Origin of the sequence: Nonomuraea lactucae, assembly GCF_003313395.1 — a bacterium.
In the GTDB taxonomy this organism is placed as follows: domain Bacteria; phylum Actinomycetota; class Actinomycetes; order Streptosporangiales; family Streptosporangiaceae; genus Nonomuraea; species Nonomuraea lactucae.
In genome coordinates this window covers 18,207-35,538 of sequence record NZ_QNFZ01000277.1, presented here as the reverse complement: position 1 = coordinate 35,538, position 17,332 = coordinate 18,207, and the positions used below count along the sequence as shown (strand labels likewise).

Annotated in this window: 15 protein-coding genes; 3 read left to right on the top strand and 12 right to left on the bottom strand. The window is 72.3% G+C overall.

The window, feature by feature from the left end; all coding sequences use genetic code 11:
• Positions 1 to 44 precede the first annotated feature (44 nt).
• From DQW85_RS18625 to DQW85_RS18610, 4 genes are all read right to left on the bottom strand, one after another.
• On the bottom strand, positions 45 to 644 hold the full coding sequence (locus DQW85_RS18625) for a D-sedoheptulose-7-phosphate isomerase (protein ID WP_205315219.1): 600 nt from the start codon (positions 642 to 644) through the stop codon (positions 45 to 47).
• Positions 645 to 782: 138 nt separating this feature from the next.
• Entirely contained in the window at positions 783 to 1,826 is a 1,044-nt protein-coding gene (locus DQW85_RS18620) for a LacI family DNA-binding transcriptional regulator (protein ID WP_113701574.1), read from the bottom strand.
• Complete coding sequence (locus tag DQW85_RS18615; protein WP_205315218.1) at positions 1,823 to 3,646, bottom strand: MBL fold metallo-hydrolase; 1,824 nt, start codon at positions 3,644 to 3,646, stop codon at positions 1,823 to 1,825. Before DQW85_RS18615 ends, DQW85_RS18620 begins: the two co-directional genes overlap by 4 nt.
• 129 nt (positions 3,647 to 3,775) lie before the next feature.
• The gene (locus tag DQW85_RS18610) at positions 3,776 to 5,710 is read right to left on the bottom strand and encodes an alpha-amylase family protein (protein WP_113701572.1); all 1,935 of its coding nucleotides are present in this window, start codon (positions 5,708 to 5,710) and stop codon (positions 3,776 to 3,778) included.
• Between the two features lie 301 nt (positions 5,711 to 6,011).
• On the opposite strand from DQW85_RS18610, the gene DQW85_RS18605 reads away from it, so the two are divergent.
• Complete coding sequence (locus DQW85_RS18605; RefSeq protein WP_162795098.1) at positions 6,012 to 6,386, top strand: STAS domain-containing protein; 375 nt, start codon at positions 6,012 to 6,014, stop codon at positions 6,384 to 6,386.
• A 103-nt stretch (positions 6,387 to 6,489) separates the two neighbouring features.
• Here the strand turns inward: DQW85_RS18605 and DQW85_RS18600 are convergent, their stop codons facing one another.
• The 4 genes from DQW85_RS18600 to DQW85_RS18585 form a co-directional block, all read right to left on the bottom strand.
• Positions 6,490 to 7,338, bottom strand: a complete 849-nt coding sequence (locus DQW85_RS18600) for an endo alpha-1,4 polygalactosaminidase (RefSeq protein ID WP_113701570.1) — start codon at positions 7,336 to 7,338, stop codon at positions 6,490 to 6,492.
• 139 nt (positions 7,339 to 7,477) lie between these two features.
• Positions 7,478 to 8,818 (bottom strand): ABC transporter substrate-binding protein, encoded by a 1,341-nt coding sequence (locus DQW85_RS18595; protein WP_113701569.1) that lies wholly within the window; start codon positions 8,816 to 8,818, stop codon positions 7,478 to 7,480.
• 3 nt (positions 8,819 to 8,821) lie between these two features.
• Positions 8,822 to 9,697, bottom strand: a complete 876-nt coding sequence (locus tag DQW85_RS18590) for a carbohydrate ABC transporter permease (RefSeq protein ID WP_205315217.1) — start codon at positions 9,695 to 9,697, stop codon at positions 8,822 to 8,824.
• A gap of 11 nt (positions 9,698 to 9,708) precedes the next feature.
• Entirely contained in the window at positions 9,709 to 10,680 is a 972-nt protein-coding gene (locus tag DQW85_RS18585; protein WP_113701567.1) for a carbohydrate ABC transporter permease, read from the bottom strand.
• A 194-nt stretch (positions 10,681 to 10,874) separates the two neighbouring features.
• On the opposite strand from DQW85_RS18585, the gene DQW85_RS18580 reads away from it, so the two are divergent.
• Both DQW85_RS18580 and melA read left to right on the top strand, forming a co-directional pair.
• The gene (locus DQW85_RS18580) at positions 10,875 to 11,807 is read left to right on the top strand and encodes a carbohydrate kinase family protein (RefSeq protein ID WP_113701566.1); all 933 of its coding nucleotides are present in this window, start codon (positions 10,875 to 10,877) and stop codon (positions 11,805 to 11,807) included.
• Entirely contained in the window at positions 11,804 to 13,108 is a 1,305-nt protein-coding gene (gene melA / locus DQW85_RS18575) for an alpha-glucosidase/alpha-galactosidase (protein WP_113701565.1), read from the top strand. Before DQW85_RS18580 ends, melA begins: the two co-directional genes overlap by 4 nt.
• 12 nt (positions 13,109 to 13,120) lie before the next feature.
• Here the strand turns inward: melA and DQW85_RS18570 are convergent, their stop codons facing one another.
• From DQW85_RS18570 to DQW85_RS18555, 4 genes are all read right to left on the bottom strand, one after another.
• Entirely contained in the window at positions 13,121 to 13,912 is a 792-nt protein-coding gene (locus tag DQW85_RS18570; RefSeq protein WP_113701564.1) for a DeoR/GlpR family DNA-binding transcription regulator, read from the bottom strand.
• A complete protein-coding gene (locus DQW85_RS18565) occupies positions 13,909 to 15,207 on the bottom strand; it encodes a family 4 glycosyl hydrolase (protein ID WP_113701563.1) in 1,299 nt (432 codons plus the stop codon). Before DQW85_RS18565 ends, DQW85_RS18570 begins: the two co-directional genes overlap by 4 nt.
• A gap of 113 nt (positions 15,208 to 15,320) precedes the next feature.
• Positions 15,321 to 15,869, bottom strand: a complete 549-nt coding sequence (locus DQW85_RS18560; RefSeq protein WP_113701562.1) for a GNAT family N-acetyltransferase — start codon at positions 15,867 to 15,869, stop codon at positions 15,321 to 15,323.
• A 109-nt stretch (positions 15,870 to 15,978) separates the two neighbouring features.
• Positions 15,979 to 17,184 (bottom strand): extracellular catalytic domain type 1 short-chain-length polyhydroxyalkanoate depolymerase, encoded by a 1,206-nt coding sequence (locus DQW85_RS18555; protein ID WP_113701561.1) that lies wholly within the window; start codon positions 17,182 to 17,184, stop codon positions 15,979 to 15,981.
• Positions 17,185 to 17,332 lie beyond the last annotated feature (148 nt).

Genomic DNA, 17,332 nt, shown 5'->3' with positions numbered 1-17,332 from the left:
GGGGGTGGCGGTGGGGCTGGGGGTGGGGGTGGGTCGCCGGTCGGTCATGTGGCGGCCCAGGCGTCGAGCCGTTCGCTGATCATGTGGAGCATCAGCGTGTGCATCTCCTGGATGCGAGGGGTGGCGGGCGACGGGGCGAGGAGCGCGTGGTCGGCGTGCCGGGCGGCGGCGCCGCCGTTACCGCCGCCGAACAGCACGGTCGTGGCGCCGCCGGAGCGGGCCTCCCGCAGCGCGCCGACGATGTTGGGCGAGTTGCCGCTGGTGGTGAACGCCGCCACCACGTCGCCGGGGCGGGCCAGCGCGCGCACCTGCCGGGCGAAGACGTCGTCGTAGGCGTAGTCGTTGGCGATGCAGGTCATCACGGTGGCGTCGGTGGTGAGCGTGACCGCGGGCAGGGGGCGGCGGTCGCGCTTGTAGTGGCCGATCAGCTCGCCGGTGAGGTGCTGGGCGTCGGCGGCGCTGCCGCCGTTGCCCATCGTGTAGAGCGTGCCGCCGCCGGAGAAGGCCGCGATGAGCACCTCGCCGACGGCCTCGACCGCCGGGACCAGGGCCGCCATCGCCCGCGCGGCGGCCAGGTGCTCCGCCACGTGCCAGGCGAGCACGCCGGAGGCGGGCGGGGGGAGGGTGAGGCCGGGGTCGGGCATGGATCCATCCCGGGGGCAGGAAGACGGGCAGCCCGCGCGTCCCCGGGGAAGCCCAGGTGTGGGAAGCGCCATGGCATCGTTCCCACGGGATATTAGAAGCCCCGTGACCTGCGGGTCAATGAACGGGCCAAGACCGTTTCAGGGTGCGGGGCACGGCCCGGTGGATCCGCGTACCATCAGGCGCACCCCGAGCACACTGGTGACCGACTCTCCGTCCGGCCGCTCGATCCGTTCGTGCAGCCGGCGCACGGCCGCCGCGCCGAGGCTCAGGGTGTCCTGCGCGACCGCGGTGACCGCCGGCGAGACCATGCTCATCCACGGGGCGTCGTCGAAGGCCACGAGGCTGACGTCCCCGGGCACCCGCAGGCCGAGCTCCGCCACCGCCCGCCATACGCCCTCGGCCAGCACGTTGTTGGCGGCGAAGACGGCGGTCGGCCGGTCGGGCTCGCGCAGCATGTCGAGCGCCCGCTGGTGGGACCCGGCCACGTCCCAGCCGGAGGAGACGACGAGCGCGGGCTCGACCGCGCCGCCACTCGCGGCGAGCGCCTCGGAGTAGCCCTCGTAGCGCTCGTGCCCGGTGGTCCAGTTGGTCTCGTCGATGAACAGCGCGATCCGGCGGTGCCCCAGCTCCAGCAGGTGGGCCGTGGCCTCGCGGGCGCCGACGCGGTTGCCGACCACGACCCCGTCGGTCGAGCCGGCCGCGAACTGCCTGTCCACCTCGACGACCGGGATGCCGTGCTCGCCCAGGTAGGTGGACACGCTCGGCGAGTTGGGCGTGACGATGACCCCCGCCACCCGCAGCGCGACGAACGCCTCCGCCGCCTCGATCTCGGCGTCGGTGGACAGGCTGGTGTCGGCGAGGACCATCGTGTAGCCGCGCTCGCGCGCGGCGGCGCTCGCCCCGGCGGCCAGCTCGGCGTAGAAGGAGTTGCGCAGGTCGCTCACGATCACCCCGACCGAGCGGCTGACCTGCTGCTTGAGGGTGCGGGCCATCGCGTCGGGCACGTAGCCGAGCTCGGCCGCCGCCCGCCGGACGCGCTCGCGGACCTCGTCGGCGGCGTAGCCGCGCCCGGTGAGCGCGCGTGACACCGTGGAACGGGAGACACCCGCCTTCTCCGCCACGTCCTTGATGGTCGGCCGGCGGGCGCGGCTCAGGGGGGTGGCGGGCCGCTCGACGGTCATGAAGTCCCTTCCTGGACGACGTCCACGAGGGCCTCGGCGTGCTGGCCGAGCCGCAGGTCGCCGATGGTGACGTCGACGGCGAGGCGGACCCGGCGGGCGGGCACGGGGCCGGCGCGGAGGCGGAGGCGCACCTCTTCAGTACCCTGTCCGGGCAGCCTTACCGACAACGATCCCACTTCGCGCGCCCAGCCCGGCGGGACGACCGGATCCACGCGGGCCACCGCCTTGTCGGGCCAGGGGTTGCGCAGGGTCGCGGTCAGGACGACCTCGCCGCCCGCGGGGACGCGCGAGTGGTAGGGGGTCAGGCGGCAGAGCACGCCGTCGGCGCCCAGGTCGAGCCGGTCCAGCGGGAGCAGCTCGTGGTGCAGGTCGATGAGCCGCTCCCCTCTCTCCTCCAGCATGCGCAGGTAGTCGTCGTCGACCCAGCGCGGTTTCCAGTGGCCGCTGACCATCAGGTCCGGGCGCAGGCGCCGGTAGAGGGCCGCGCTCTGGCGATAATCTTGGATGCGAAACCGGTTCTTGTACTGATAATTCAGAATTTCGTGGCGTTCGCCCGGAATACCCTGGCCGTCCTGCTGGTCGCCGGTCACCAGCACCCGGTGGCCGTCCACCTCGAACTCGTACGCCGCCGCGAACAGGGTGTGGCCCGGCAGGTCGTGGACCGTGATGTCGTACTCGCGCCAGCGCACCGTCTCCCCCAGCCCCAGCACCCGGTCGGCGGGGATGGGATCGAACCACTGGCACGGCAGGTCGTGGTGGAGCGGCGCGGCGAGGATGGGCGCGATGTGGGACGGCGCCCAGATCTGCGTGCCCTCGACGTCGCGCAGCAGCGGCATGCCGGCCACGTGGTCGTCGTGGTAGTGGGTGGGGAGCGCGACCTCCACGTCCGTCACGCCGTAGTGACGGCGCAGCGCCGGCATCGAGGCGAGCCAGGGGCGCCGGGCGGCGCGATCGGTGCTCAGGGGCAGCCCGGTGGACATGTCGTAGCCGAAGTCGAACAGCAGCGCCGCGCCCGAGCCGGACAGCAGCGCGTAGCTGTGGGAGACGGCGCCGCGGTTCATCAGCAGGTGGGGCGTGAGCTGCACGAAGGGGTTGTCGAGGAGGCCGCGCACGTCCCACGGGCGCGCGCGGCGGGAGTCCACGTAGCGCTGCATGGCCGACGACAGCCGCGCGAGAGCCGGGTCCGGCTCGCGCATCGGCTCGCCGTGCGAGGGGCACAGCAGGTCGGGCTCCTCCTGGCGCAGCAGCTCGCAGCTGAGGATCACCATCGCGGGGCCCTCGTTCTCGGTGTACGACCACTGGGTGGCGGCCAGCGACCACACCTTTCCCAGCGCGTAGATCAGGTCGCCGGTGAACGCGACGCGCCCGTGGGCCGTGTCGACGAGGTAGCTGACCGAACCCGGCGTGTGGCCGGGGGTGGGCAGCGTCCGCACCTCGACGCCCCCGTAGCGGGCCGTGCGGTATTCGGGCACCACCCCGTCGACCGGCACCGGCTCCAGCAGGGAGAACCTGTCGTCCCGGAGGTCGTAGTCGTTGCTGATCCGCCGCCCCGACCACATGACGTCGACCTGGTCGAACAGCTCCCGCTCGACGGGCGGGACGTGGACGGCGATGCCCGCGGCGACCGCCCTGGCCAGGCCCTGCGCCTGGTCACGGTGGTGGTGGGTCATCAGGACGTGGGTGATGCGGCCGATCCCCATCTCGCCGAGATGGTCGAGCACGCGGCCGGAGCCGAAGTCGACGGCGATGCCCGTGCGCTCTCCCGCCCCGCCGTCGTCGCCGTCCCCGGACACGACGACGTACACGTTGCATGTGTCCAAGACCCGGTAAACCCCGGGTAGGACTTCGGTAACGTCGGCACCCACAGGCCGCACCCTATCCGGAATCGTTCCCACAATGAACGACCTGGGGTAAGTCGATCCGGGCCCGGGCAAGGCGACGCCCGGTCATCACGGGTGTCCCCCCATGGGGCCGGAGGGAGGGCCGCCGGGGACCCCCGGGCGACCCGCGACCTCTCCCACGATCTCCACCAGGTCGGCGGGCCCGGCGTCCCCCACGACCTCCACCAGGTCACCGGCGTCGGGCTCCCCCACGACCCCCGCCAGGTCGGCGGGGAGGCACTCGTCCACCTCCTCCACGAGATCCGCGAGGTCGCCCGGCAGGCGCCCGTCCGCCGTCCCCCACCACCGCGCGACGAGCCGGAGGTCCTCGCCGGTGATCTCCTCGCCCGAGCCGTCGATCGACTCCGCGTAGTACAGCGCCGGCACCCCGAGCTCGGGCTGCACCCGCGCGTACGCGAGCCAGTCGGCCCTGGTCCGCATGGGCCACTGGTCGGTGTCGACGAGGTGGCCGGGCATGGCGTGGGCGGCGACCGCGTGCCTGAACCGCAGCTGGTCGGCCGCGGGCACCGGACGGCCGTGGGGGTCGGTGTCGAGGACGTCGTTGAGGCGGATCATGTCGCACACGTCGGCGAACGCCGGATGCGGCGTGTGCGTGACGATCAGGGCGTCCGGTCTGACCAGCTTGGCGGCCTCGTACATGGTGGCGAGCATCTCGTGCAGCAGGGAGATCCCCCAGTTCGGACCGTACGAGCGCAGGTGGGACCCGCTGGGCGACCACTGGGTGAAGTCGATCTTCAGGCCGTCGGCGCCGAGCCGGCCGAGCATGTGCTCCACGGCGGCGGCCAGGCGGCGCCGGTAGGCGGGGTTCGTCGGGTCTGCCGCGACGGGCCGCCCCGCCGGGTCGGTGACGCACTCCTCGGGGGGCAGCCCGTGGGGAGCCCACGCCCGCCACCAGAGCAGGACGCGCTGGCCGCGTTCGTGCCGGGCGGCGATCCACTCGCGCAGGCGCGGCCATCTGGCGGGGTCGGGTTCGGGGCTGCCGTACGCCGCCTGCCACCGGTCGTCGATCACGATGGTCCCGGGCACGAGGCCGTGCTCCTCCAGCCGGTCGAGCCAGCCGTCGTAGAGGTCCTGGCGCGACAGCTCCATCGGGGTCACCCCGTCGCGGGCCCGCGCGCACTGGGCGCCCCAGCCGCAGAAGATGGGCCGCTCCCACCAGGCGTACCGGGGATGGACGGGCCCGCCGGGGGCCAGGCCGTGCGCGACGAGGTCGGCGCGGTGCCGAGCGACCGCCTCCCAGGGGGTGGCGGCGGGACTGATCACGATCGCCGGGGAGGTCCACGTGCCGCGCGCCGCCGTGCGGCCCTCGTAGTCGAGGCGGAGCAGCGTCCCGCCGTCGAGCGGCTCGTACGCGAACTGGGTGAAGGTGAGATCCGCCACCCCGGCCCACACCGAAACGCCCAGCCACGGCCCCTCGGGTACGCCGGTCGCGGTCCGCGATTCGTGCCTGCCGAGCGCCAGCACCAGCGGCGGCGGCGAGAACACCGCGTGCAGGCGGCCGGGGCGCGAGTCCCCGACCACGCCCAGCGTGACGGGCGTGCCGGCGGGCCGTACCACCTGGACGGGCTGCGCGGGAGCGGGGCTGAAGACGCCGCGCGCGAGGAGACCGGAGCGGAACGTTCCGGCGGGACCGGTGTTGAGCACGGCCCGCCCGCCGAGCAGGGTCACGTCGCCGACCATGGCCTCCCCCTCGACGCTCACGTCCAGCGCGATCGCGTCGGGGGTGCAGGTGAGCCTGACGGTCTTGGTCTGCCAGGCGGCGGTGCGCTGGGGTAGGTGGAAGACCGCGCGCCCGTCGTCGCGGGTGAGGACGGGCGGCAGGGTCTCGTAGGTCTCGTCGCGCCGCGCGGAGGTGTGGACCGAGGCCAGGAGGCTGAGCGTGCCCCAGCCTTCGAGCTCGGCGGTCGGCTCGGTGCGGGAGACGGTCAGCGTGTACGCCTCGGTGCGCACCCTGAAGGCCCGGGCGGTGGTGGTGATGCGCATGGTCTAGCCGAGGGCCCCGATCCGCGGGAGGGCAAGGGTTGTCATCCCCTGCCGCCCGGGGCGGAGCGGACGAGGGGGCGGGTCCGGAACCCGGAGGGGAGAGTCACCACCAGGGCAGGCTCGCACAACCGAGGGGTGACCAGCGAAAAGATCTACCTTCCCCGCTTCCGCGTGCCGGACTGTGAGCAACTGGGCACGAAGGGTGCCAGCCATCGCTTACGCTATGCAATCAGGACCTGTCGGCACGTACGTGCGGGGTGGGTGCGCGGAAGGGCGACCGGCGACACGAGGAGGGCGAGCAGTGGACCAGGCGAACGGCAGGAGACCGGGCTTCTCCTCGGCCATCAGCCGCCAGGGCGGCGTCACCGTCGTGCGCCTGTCGGGCGAGCTCGACATCGCCACGGCCGCGGAGCTGCGCCTGGCCATGATCGAGGCGGTCTCCGCCGCCGGGCCGCCGCGGGTCGTCATCGACGTCGAGGCCGTCGACTTCTGCGACTCCACCGGGCTGAGCCTCATCGTCGCGGCCATGAACGGGGCCGAGGTGGCGGGCGGCCGGATGGTGCTGAGCGGCGTCCGGTCCCGCATGGCCCGGGTGCTGGCCATGACGGGCCTCGACAGGCGCTTCGAGGTTCACGGCACGTCCGCCGACGCCGTCCGCGAGCTGCGCAGCGCCTAGCGGCGCCGCGGGCCCGAGGACGGGCGCCGCATGGGAGGTGGGGGCCGGGCCTGGGTGGCCCGGCCGGAGGGGCGTCATGAGGGGGACCGCCAGGCGTCCCGGGTCAGCGGCAGGCGACTCGGTAGGCGTCCAGGTTGAGGCGCTTCTTCAGCGAGTTGAAGTTCTGCGCGTTGGACTTGGCGCAGAACTGGGAGGTCGCCAGGCTGTACTCGACGGTGAAGACGGCCTTGCCCGCGCCGACGAACTGGTCGTAGCCGTAGCCGCCGTTCTGGGCGGTGGTGCACTCGCCGTACTGCCAGCACTGCTCGTTGAGCGCCCAGTCGAAGTAGGGCAGCAGGGCCGGGATCTGCTCGATGTCGTTCTTCAGCCCCGCCGACAGGCCCCGACTGTGCGCCTCGTTGGCCAGCCAGGCGTTGTAGCGCAGCTGGTCGGCGGCCGCGAGCGGGAACCCGGTGTCGTTGGTGTAGCCGTCGACGTTGTCGAACTCGACCGCGTCGAAGCCCTTGGACCGGCACATGTCCAGCCGCGCCCGCATGATGGCGCCGAGTGCCCCGCCGTACTGGCGGATGTCCAGCCAGCGCTCGCCCTCCCAGCCGTCCAGGGGGGAGCCGAGCACCGAGGCGGGGAAGTCCGCGGCGTCGGGACGCCAGTCCTCGTAGGAGCCGGCGCTGATGTAGCAGACAACCTTGCGCCCGGCCTTGGTCTCGTGCAGCCGCCGCACGGTCGCGGCCGAGGCGTTGAAGCCGTCGATGTCGTACATGGTGACGTCGAGGAACGGCTCGGCGGGCACCGAGGACAGCTGCCACTGCCAGCTGGTGTTGAGGGCGGGGTGCCAGCAGCCGGGGCACGGGACGGGGTCGGGCAGGGGGGCGGCGGCCTGCGCGGGCGGGCTGACTCCCAACAGGGCCCAGCAGGCGATGATCGCGGCTATCAGGTGTCGATGGATGCGCATGTTCTTCCTCGCGTTGTGATCGGCAAGGGCCTCATGCGTGCTGTTCCTCACTCTCCACTGCCGGGCGGCCGGGGGGCGGCGTGGAGTGGCGTGCCCCAGGCAGAGCAGAGCGCACGCCAGCACAGGTGACGGCCTCCTCTCAGTCTCCCGTGAACAGGGCGTTGACCTGCTGATTGGCGGCGGTCAACGAGGTCTTCGCGTCCTTCTGGCCGAGCCAGACCTCCTCCAGGGCGGTGGCCACGATCTGGTTGATCTCGTCGCCGTGGTCGCTGACCGGCAGCAGGAAGATGCCGTCGGGAGCCTCGGCCTGGTCGACGAAGACCTGTACGTCCCGCCCGGCCGCCCGGTGGGCCTTCAGGGCGCGCTCGCTGGAGGAGGTGACGGCGGGGAAGGCCACGGCGCTGTCGGCGACGATGTCCTGGCAGGCGGGGGATCCGAGGAATTTCACCCACTTCCAGGCGGCGTCCTTGTGCTCCGTGCCGGCGTAGATGACGTCGGCCAGGCCGTTGAAGGCGGACTTGCGCCCCCGGGGACCGGTCGGCAGCGGCGCGAAGGCGAACTTCTGCTCCGTGGACTCCAGGTAAGTCTTGATCATCCAGGAGCCGGTGATGCCGAGCGCCGCCTTGCCGGAGTTGAGCACCGCGTCCGGGCCGAGCGAGCTGGTCTTGTCGTACGGCGCCGCGTATCCCTTGTCGAGCAGGCCCTTGAACCAGGTGACGGTCTCGGCCAGCCTGGGGTCGTCGTAGAAGTACCTGGTGCCGAACGGGTTCTTGTCGATGTAGGAGAAGCCGTTGGCGACGGCGAGGTCCCCCCAGCCGTTCTGGCCCTGCGAGCCGTCGTTGAGCTCCAGGACGGCGCCCCGTACGTCCACCTTGGTCTTGTCGAAGCCGGGCTGGTCGCCGCGCCGGCCGTTCGCGTCGACGGTGAGCCTAGCGATGGCCTTCTCGAAGGTGCCGCCGTCGGCGGGGTTCCAGGTGAGGTCGCTCAGGTCCACGCCGGCCTTCTTGGCCAGGGCGGTGTTGTAGACGATCGCGATGGTGTCCCAGTCCTTGGGCAGGCCGTACCGCTTGCCGTCCTTGACCCACAGCTCGGCCAGGCCGGGGCGGTAGCGGGCCAGGTCCACCTTGTCGGCTCGGACCATGGGCTCGATGTCGAGGAGCTGGCCGTTCTTGACGAACTGCGGGTAGTAGGACGCCTGCATGGTGATCACGTCCGGGGCGCTGCCGGAGACCATCTGGGTGGTCAGGTTCTGCCAGTATTGGTCCCACGCGTTCTGGGTGATCTTGATGGTGACGCCGGGCTCGGCCTTCTGGAAGGCGTCGGCGCACTTCTGGTAGGCGCCCTGCTGGACGTCGTCCCAGAGCGCGTACGTGAGCGTGACCTTGCCACCGCCGGCGGCGTCGTCGCCACGGCCGCCCCCGCCCCCGCCACAGGCCGCCGTCAGCAGCAGCGCCGCCACCGCAATGTGCGCCTTTTTCATGATCTAACCTTTCATGCCGGAGAACTGGATGGAGTCCACGAGGCGGCGGCCGAAGAAGACCACGAGCAGCAGGACCGGGACGACCGACAGGGCCGAACCCGCCATCAGCCCGGTCCAGTCGGGCGCGGTGTTGGGCGACTGCTTGAGGAAGATGCCGAGCGCCGCGGTGAGCACCCGGGTCTCCTCGCCGGGGGCCACCAGCAGCGGCCAGAGGTAGTCGTTCCAGGTCCAGACCGCGGTGGTCAGGGCCAGGGTGAGCAGCGGTCCCTTCGTCATGGGCAGGACCACCCGCCAGAAGATGATCCACTTGCCCGCGCCGTCGATCAGCGCCGCCTGCTCGACCTCGCGCGGCACGCCGAGGAAGAACTGGCGCAGGAAGAACACCGCGAACGGCGTCATCAGCAGGCTAGGCGCCACCAGGCCCTGGTAGGTGTCGAGCCAGCCGAGCTCCTTGACCAGGACGAAGTTGGGCAGCAGCGTGAAGATCGGCGGCACCATCAGCGCGGCCACGAAGAGGCCGAACAGCAGGTCACGGCCGCGGAACCGGAGCCGGGCGAAGGCGTAGCCGGCCATCGCGCAGAGCAGGGTCTGGACGCCGGTGACGAGCCCGGTGTAGACGACGGAGTTGCGCAGGTAGAGGAAGAAGTCGAGGTCGGCCCCCGATCCTCCGGCCGCCCGCGCCTCCTCCCTGCTTGCCAGGCCGAGCACCCGCTGGAAGTTGAAGAGCGTCGGGTTGCGCGGCAGCAGCCCCGCGGTGTCCCCCGCCAGCTCGCGTCCGGGCGTGATGGCCGTGCGCAGCATCCAGTAGAGCGGGAACAGGGAGATCACTATGGCCAGGAGGAGGCAGGCCCAGGCCAGCGGCCGGCCGATTCCGCTCATGCGGGGCCATCTCATGCGAGGTCCGAGGTGGAGGCGCGCAGCAGGCGCATCTGGACGAAGGTCAGCACGCCGAGGATGAGCACCAGGCTCAGCGCCAGCGCGGCGGCGTAGCCCATCTTGAAGTGGGTGAACGCCTGCTCGTAGATGTAGTAGTAGACGACGCGGGTGGCGTTGACGGGGCCGCCCTTGGTCGTCACGGCGACGGTGTCGAAGAGCTGGAACGAGCCGATCAGCGACACCACCAGCACGAACGCGATGATGGGCCGCATCAGCGGCAGGGTGATCCGGAAGAACGTGCGGATCTCGCCGGAGCCGTCGAGCGCCGCCGCCTCGTAGACCTGCGCGGGCACCAGCAGCATCCCGGCGTACAGCAGCAGCGCCGTGTATCCGGTGCCGCTCCACGAGTTGATCACCGCCACGCTGGTCAGGGCCAGGTCGGGCGAGGTGAGGAAGCCCTGCCCAGCGAGGCCCAGGCCGGACAGCACGTGGTTGACGAAGCCGAGGTTGGCGTCCAGCAGCCACATCCAGAGCAGGCCGGTGGTCACGCTCGGCACCAGCCACGGCACCACCAGCAGCGAGCGGACCAGCAGGGAGCGGGTCAGCCGGTGCAGCAGCGCGGCCAGGCCGAGCCCGGCGATCATCTGGATGCCCAGGTTGAGCAGCACGTAGCCGCCGGTGACCTTGAGCGAGTTCCAGAAGAGCGGGTCGCGGACCAGCCTGGCGTAGTTGTCCAGCCCGACGAAGCCAGGCTCCGACAGCAGGTTCCAGTCGGTCAGCGAGTACCAGGCGCCGCGCGCCGCCGGATACAGGTAGAAGACGGCGAACCCGATGAGCACAGGAGCGAGGAACACCGCCGCGATCCCGCCGTCGCCGCGCTTGCCGGCCCACCGGTGGGACGACGCTACGGCGGGGGCGGCGCACGGAGGCGGGACCGCCGGAGCGGGTCCGGCGAGTGCGGAGCGAGCGCCCGGTGGTCGCGGCATCTCGGAACCTCCTGGTGGCGACGGGCGGGGCCGGTGGGCGGATGTTTCAGCCCATCATGGCGACTTTCGAAAACTTGTCAATACCTTCGCCTAGCTAGTCGTTCGATCCTCGGTCTATGCAGCTATGACCGCTTTGTCGAGGAGGGTTCCGAAAGTATTGACAAGTAAGCGAAGGTGCTGGGACCGTCCTCGTCATGGCCATCACAGACTTCGACCTGCTCGTGGTCGGCGACGCCAACCCGGACGTGATCGTCTCGGGCGCGCCCCGCGTTCCCGCGTTCGGCCAGCGCGAGCAGCTCGTCGAGAGCGGCGCTCTGGCGCTCGGCGGCTCCGCCGCGATCACCGCGTGCGGGGCCGCCCGGCTCGGCCTGCGGACGGCCTTCGTCGGCCGGGTGGGAGACGACGCGGCCGGCGGGTTCATCCTCGACGCGCTCCGCGGCAGGGGGGTGGACGTCTCCGCCTGCGTGGTGGCCCCGGACACGGCCACCGCGCTCACCGTCGTCCTCACCGACGGTCCCGACCGGGCGATCCTGACCTCGCCCGGCTGCCTGGACCGGCTCGCACCCGAGGACGTGCCGCCGGAGCTGGTGAAGGGCTCCGCCCACCTGCACGTCTCGTCGTTCTTCCTGCAGCCGCGGCTCGCCGCGGGCCTGCCCGGCCTGTTCCGGACGGCCCGGGCCGCCGGCGCCACCACCTCGCTGGACACCAACGACGATCCGGCCGGCCGCTGGCAGGGCCTCGACGAGGTGCTGCCCGTGACCGACGTCCTCCTGCCCAACGACCGCGAGGCCCTCGCCATGACGTCCGCGGCTGCTCCCGGGCGGGCCGGGCTGGAGCGCGCGGTCCGCGAGCTCGCCCGGCGGGGGACCACCCCGGTGATCAAGTGCGGCGGCGAAGGCGCGCTGTCGATCGACGGCGGCGAGCTGATCCGCGTCCCGGCCGTCCCGGCACATGTGACCGACACGGTCGGCGCGGGCGACAGCTTCAACGCGGGCCTGCTCGCGGCCCGCCTGCGCGGGCTCCCCCCGCGGCGGAGCCTGGTGGTCGCCGTGGCCTGCGGCACCCTCTCCACCCGAGCCGCGGGGGGCACAGCGGCGCAGCCGACCTGGGAGGAAGTCACCTCATGAGCAACCCTAAGATCGTCTTCGTCGGCGCGGGCAGCGTGGTGTTCACCCAGGGCCTGCTCGCCGACCTGCTCGCCTACCCCGAGCTGCGCGGCGCCCGCATCGCCCTGCACGACGTCGACACCGAACGCCTGGAGGTCGCCGAGGCGGTGGCCCGCCGGATCGCGGCCACCCGCGGCGGGCGGCCCGCGATCACCGCCAGCCTCGACCGGCGAGCGGCCCTGGACGGGGCCGACTTCGTGATCAACATGATCCAGGTCGGCGGGCACGACTCGACGGTGACCGACTTCGAGATCCCCGCCAGGTACGGCCTGCGCCAGACGATCGCCGACACCATCGGGGCCGGCGGCGTCTTCCGCGCCCTGCGCACGTTCCCCGTGCTGGACGCGCTGGCCGCCGACATGGCGGCGCTCTGCCCGGACGCCCTGCTGCTCAACTACACCAATCCGATGGCGATGAACGTCTGGCACCTGTCCGGCAAGGTGCGCAACGTGGTGGGGCTGTGCCACTCGGTCTACTGGACGATGCGCGGGCTCGCCGGCCTGGTGGCGGTGCCGTACGAGGAGATCACCTACGTGGCGGCGGGCGTCAACCACCAGGCGTGGGTGCTGCGCTTCGAGCGCGACGGCGAGAACCTGTACGACCGGCTGGACGCGGCCGTGGCCGCCGATCCGGAGCTGCGCCGCCGGGTCAGGGTGGAGATGTACCGGCGGCTGGGCCGCTACCCGACGGAGACCAGCGAGCACTCGGCCGAGTACCTGCCCTGGCTGCTGCGCCACGACAGCGAGATCGGCCGGCTGCGCATCCCGGTCGGCGAGTACGTGCGCGTCAGCGAGGAGAACGTGCACGAGTACAAGCGCACCCGCGACGCCGTGCGGCTCGGCGGCGAGCTCGCCATCGCGGGCACCGACGAGTACGCGCCGCAGATCATTCACAGCATGGTCACCGGCGTGCCGCGCATGGTCTACGGCAACGTCGTCAACGACGGGCTGATCTCCGGTCTGCCGCCCGGGTGCGTGGTGGAGGTGCCCTGCGCGGTGGACGCCTCGGGTGTCCGGCCGACCCGCGTGGGCGCGCTCCCGCCCCAGTGCACGGCGCTCAACCGCTCGTACGTCAGCGTCAACGAGCTCACCGTGCGGGCCGCCGCCGAGGGACGACCCGAGCACGTACGGCACGCGCTGATGGTCGATCCCAACACCTCGGCCACGCTGTCGCTGGACGACATCTGGCGGCTCTGCGACGACCTGACCCGCGCCCACGGCGACCTGCTGCCCGAGCCGCTGCGCGAGACGCTCCTCAGCTGAGCACCCGCACGGTCAGCTGACGACCTCCACCTTCAGGCCCCGGTCGCGCAGCACGGCCACCATCGCCTGGTCGGCCGGCTCACCGGTGATCAGCAGGTCCACCTCGGACAGCGGGCACACCGGCGCCATCTGGACCACCCCGAGCTTGGAGGAGTCGGCCACCACGACGCGGCGGGCGGCGGCACGCAGCATGCGCTGCTTCATCTCGGCGTCGGGCAGGTTGACGTTGGTGATCCCGGCCTCGGGATGCACCCCGCCGCAGCCGAGGAAGACCGTGTTGGCGCGGATGCCCTCCAGGATCTTCGCGCCGAGCGGGTCGACCAGGGAGTGCTGCTGGCGGCGCAGGCTGCCCCCGGTCACCACGACGGCGAACCGGGGCAGCGCCGGCTCCAGTTCCAGGGCCGTGCGCAGGCCGTTGGTGAAGACGGTGACCTCGGTGAGGTCGGCGCGGGCCACCAGCTCCCTGGCCACGTAGGCCGTCGTGGTGCCCGCGCCCATCAGGACGCTCTCCCCGGAGCTCACCAGCCGGGCGGCGGCCTTGGCGATCAGCGCCTTCTCCACCGCCGCGGTGCCCAGTGACAGCTCGAACGACGGCTCCGTCCGCGGCAGCGAGCCCGCCGCCACCGCGCCGCCGCGTACCCGCCGGACCTTGCCCTGCTCCTCCAGCGCGTCGAGGTCGGCGCGGACGGTCACGGTCGAGACGCCGAACGCCTCGGCCAGCTCCGCCACCCGGGCGAACTCCTGCTCCATGAGCAGGCCGAGCATGCGCTCCCGCCGCACCTCGGTCGGCATGGACTCGATCATGCGCGGATCGCCTCCGGCAGCAGATCGCCGTGCGCCTTGATCAGCTCGTCGCACATCGCCTCGATGTCGGGCAGCGGCAGCGTGGCCGCGGTGTTCGGGTCGAGCATCGCGGCATGGTAGACGTGCCGGCGATCGCCGTCGAGCACCGCGCGCACGGTCAGCTCGACGACGTTGAGGAACGTGCGGTTGAGCGCGACGAGCTGGATCGGCAGCTCCCCCACCGGCCGCGGACGGATGCCGGTGGCGTTCGCGGTCGCGGGCACCTCCACGCAGCAGCCGTCGGGGAGGTTGCCTATGAGCCCGCGGTTGCGGACGTTGACGTAGACCTCCTTCTCCTGGCCGGTCAGCACGGCCAGGATCGCCGCCGCCGCGGGCTCCTGGTGCTGCCACCTGACCAGCAGCGGCCGTCCGGCCGACAGCGCCCGGCGCGTCTCCTCGTACACGTGCATGCTCTGACCGAGCCGGCGCAGGTGCTCCTCCATCGGCACGCCGAGGCGCGCGGTCTCCGCCGTGTGCCGCATGAACCAGGGCACGTACTCGGCGGCGTGCTCGCTCGACTGCGTCGGGAAGTAGCCGAACCGCCGGTACATCTCCATCCGCACGTGCCGCCCCAGCTCGGCGTCGGCGGCCAGCACCGCGTCGAGCTCGGGATAGAGCGAGCGGCCCGCCGCCTCGAACCTGAGCACGAACGACTGGTGGTTGAGCCCCGCCGTGAGGAACGACACCTCGTCCAGCTCACGGCCGACGAGATCGGCCAGGTAGGCGTGCGTGTCGCAGACGGCGTGGCAGACCCCCGCGAACCGCTCGAACCCGGTCGCCTCCAGCACCGCCCAGCCCGTCATCGCCATCGGATCGCTGCAGCTCAACAGCCACGCCTCGGGACACAACCCGGCCATCTCGCGGCCCAGGTCCACGAAGTAGGGGATCGTGCGCAGGCCGCGGAAGATGCCGCCGATGCCGATCGTGTCGCCGATCGTCTGACGCAGGCCGTAGCGGTGGGGGATCTCGAAGTCGCGCAGCGTCGCCTCGAACCCGCCCAGGTCGACGTGGCTGACCACGAAGGCGGCGCCGTCGAGCGCCCGCCGCCGATCGGCGCAGGCGCTGATCACCGCCCGCGCGCCGGCCTCAGCGTCGAGCGTGCGCGCCAGGGCCTCCGCCGTCGCCAGGCGGCCGGGGTCGGGATCGTGCAGGACGATCTCCAGCCGGCCGCGCAGAGGCGAGGCGAGGAACAGGTCGGAGACCACCCTGCGCATGAGATCCACGTCGCCTGCGCCGATGAAGACGATCCGCGCCATCCTCACCTCCCGCCTACTCGTGCGCGCAGACTACGTCACACCGCGGGTCCGCGCACATCACACCCTAGGCGGATCACCCGGCGCCCGCCCCGAGGCGGGGCCGTCCCCCGCTCTCAGACTCCGAACGGGGCCGGATAGGCGATGACGCCGCCCGGCACCGGCCGCGTGTCGTCGAGGACGAGCGCCATCATCGCCTCGTCGGTGGCCTCGAAGGGCGCGCGGATCCCGTACGCGGAGGCCCTGCGGAAGCCGAACCTGGGGTAGTACGCGGGATGGCCGAGCACGAGGACGAGGCTCTCCCCCATCGCGGCGGCCGCCCGCAGGCCGGCGCTGATCGCCGACGACCCGGCCCCCTGCCGCTGGTGGCGGGGCAGCACGGAGCAGGGCCCCAGGGCCAGGGCGGGGGCGCGGTCCTCGCCGACGTGGCACCGGGTGAACAGGGCGTGCCCCGCGATGAGAGTGAGGTCCTCAGGGTTCGCGGGGGCCGCAGGCTCTCCGGGCTGCTCGGCGACGATGGACAGGCCCGGGATCCACGCCGGGTCCTCGCGGAGGGCGTCGATGAGGTCGGCCTCCAGCGGCGTGGGGAAGGCGGCGAGGGCGACCTCGCGGATCGACGGGATGTCCCGCCCGGTCTCGGGCCGGGTGATCCAGGCGTGCGGCATGTACGGGCTGCCCCTCCGGGTGGACGGCGGCCGCGGTCTCGGCGGCGCGGGAGCCACACAACGTAACACGCCCCCGCGCCGACGATCGGCAGGTGAGCGGGCCGGCTCTTCAGCAGGAGCGCACCGGGACGACCACGAAGTAGCCGGGCCCGGTCCGCCTCAGCGTGCTGGTGACGTACGGGTTCCAGAGCCCCATCGCCTGGCCGGAGCCGTTCGCGTAGGCGTACCCACCGGAGTGGTGGGCCCTGCCCGCCAGCGTGTGGGCGTAGTTGTCGGCCGTGAAGCACTGCACCGGCGCGGTCGGCATGGGTGTGGGGGTGGGGCTGGGGCTGGGGCTCGGACCCGGCTGGCCGGTCAGGCCGAAGAAGCTGGCGTCGTGGTAGGCGGAGCAGATGGCGTCCAGGAAGAACGCGCCCACCGCGCCGCACTGGTCCTCGGCGCCGCCCGGATCGACGGGGGTGCCGTGCCCCGCCCCAGCGACCCGGTACAGCCTGACGTCGTCCTGACCGTACGTCTCCAGGGTGGTGCCACCGGGCAGTCCGGTGACCGAGGTGGGGGTCTGCGAGACGCCGGCCACGTCGGTGAACTGGTCTCTCAACTCCTCGCCGTTCACCTTGTCGACCAGGTAGTCGGCCTGACCGTGCCAGACGGCGACCTTGGGCCGCCGCCCGCCGAATCCAGGGGCGGCCCCGCGTACCAGGTCGCCCCACTGTTCCGGGCTCCGGGTGACCTGGCCGCCCATGCAGGCGCCGGTCGAGGCGGGCGGCGAGCACCGGTACGGCAGGCCCGCGACGACCGAGCCCGCCCGGAACAGGTCCGGGTACGCGGCGAGCATGACGGCGGCCATCGCGCCCCCGGCCGACAGACCGGTGACGTGGACCCGCCCGGCGTCGACCCCGTAGGCGGAGACCGCGTGCCAGACCATCTGCGCGATGGACAGCGCCTGTCCCTGGCCGCGCCGGATGTCGGACTCGGCGAACCAGCGGAAGCAGTTGCTGGGGAACGTCGAGGCGTCGATCCGCTCGGGGAACACCAGCGCGAAGCCGTGGCGGTCGGCGTACTTGCGCCAGCCCGAGCCGGTGAAGTAGGCGTTCGCGTCCTGGGTGCAGCCGTGCAGCGCCAGCACCAGGGGGGCGCCGGCGGGCAGGCCGTCCGGCAGGTAGACCCACATGCCGAGGCCGCCCGGGTTGGAGCCGAAGGCCGCCACCTTGGTGAGTGACGCGGCACGGGACGGACGGGCGACGCCGACCAGGGCGATCGCCAGGATGAGCACGAGAACTAGGCGGACAGGGGTGCGTTGCAGGAGTGCGGTCATGGGGGGACTCCGCGTTGGCTCGCCGGGGTACTTGCCGGTGACGGTACGGCGTTCGGGGAGGCTGTGATATGTGTCACTCCCCCGGTTTGCCGGTTGTGAGCATGTGGCGCCCCACCAGCGCCGCCGTGGCGAGAACGGCGAGGCGAGG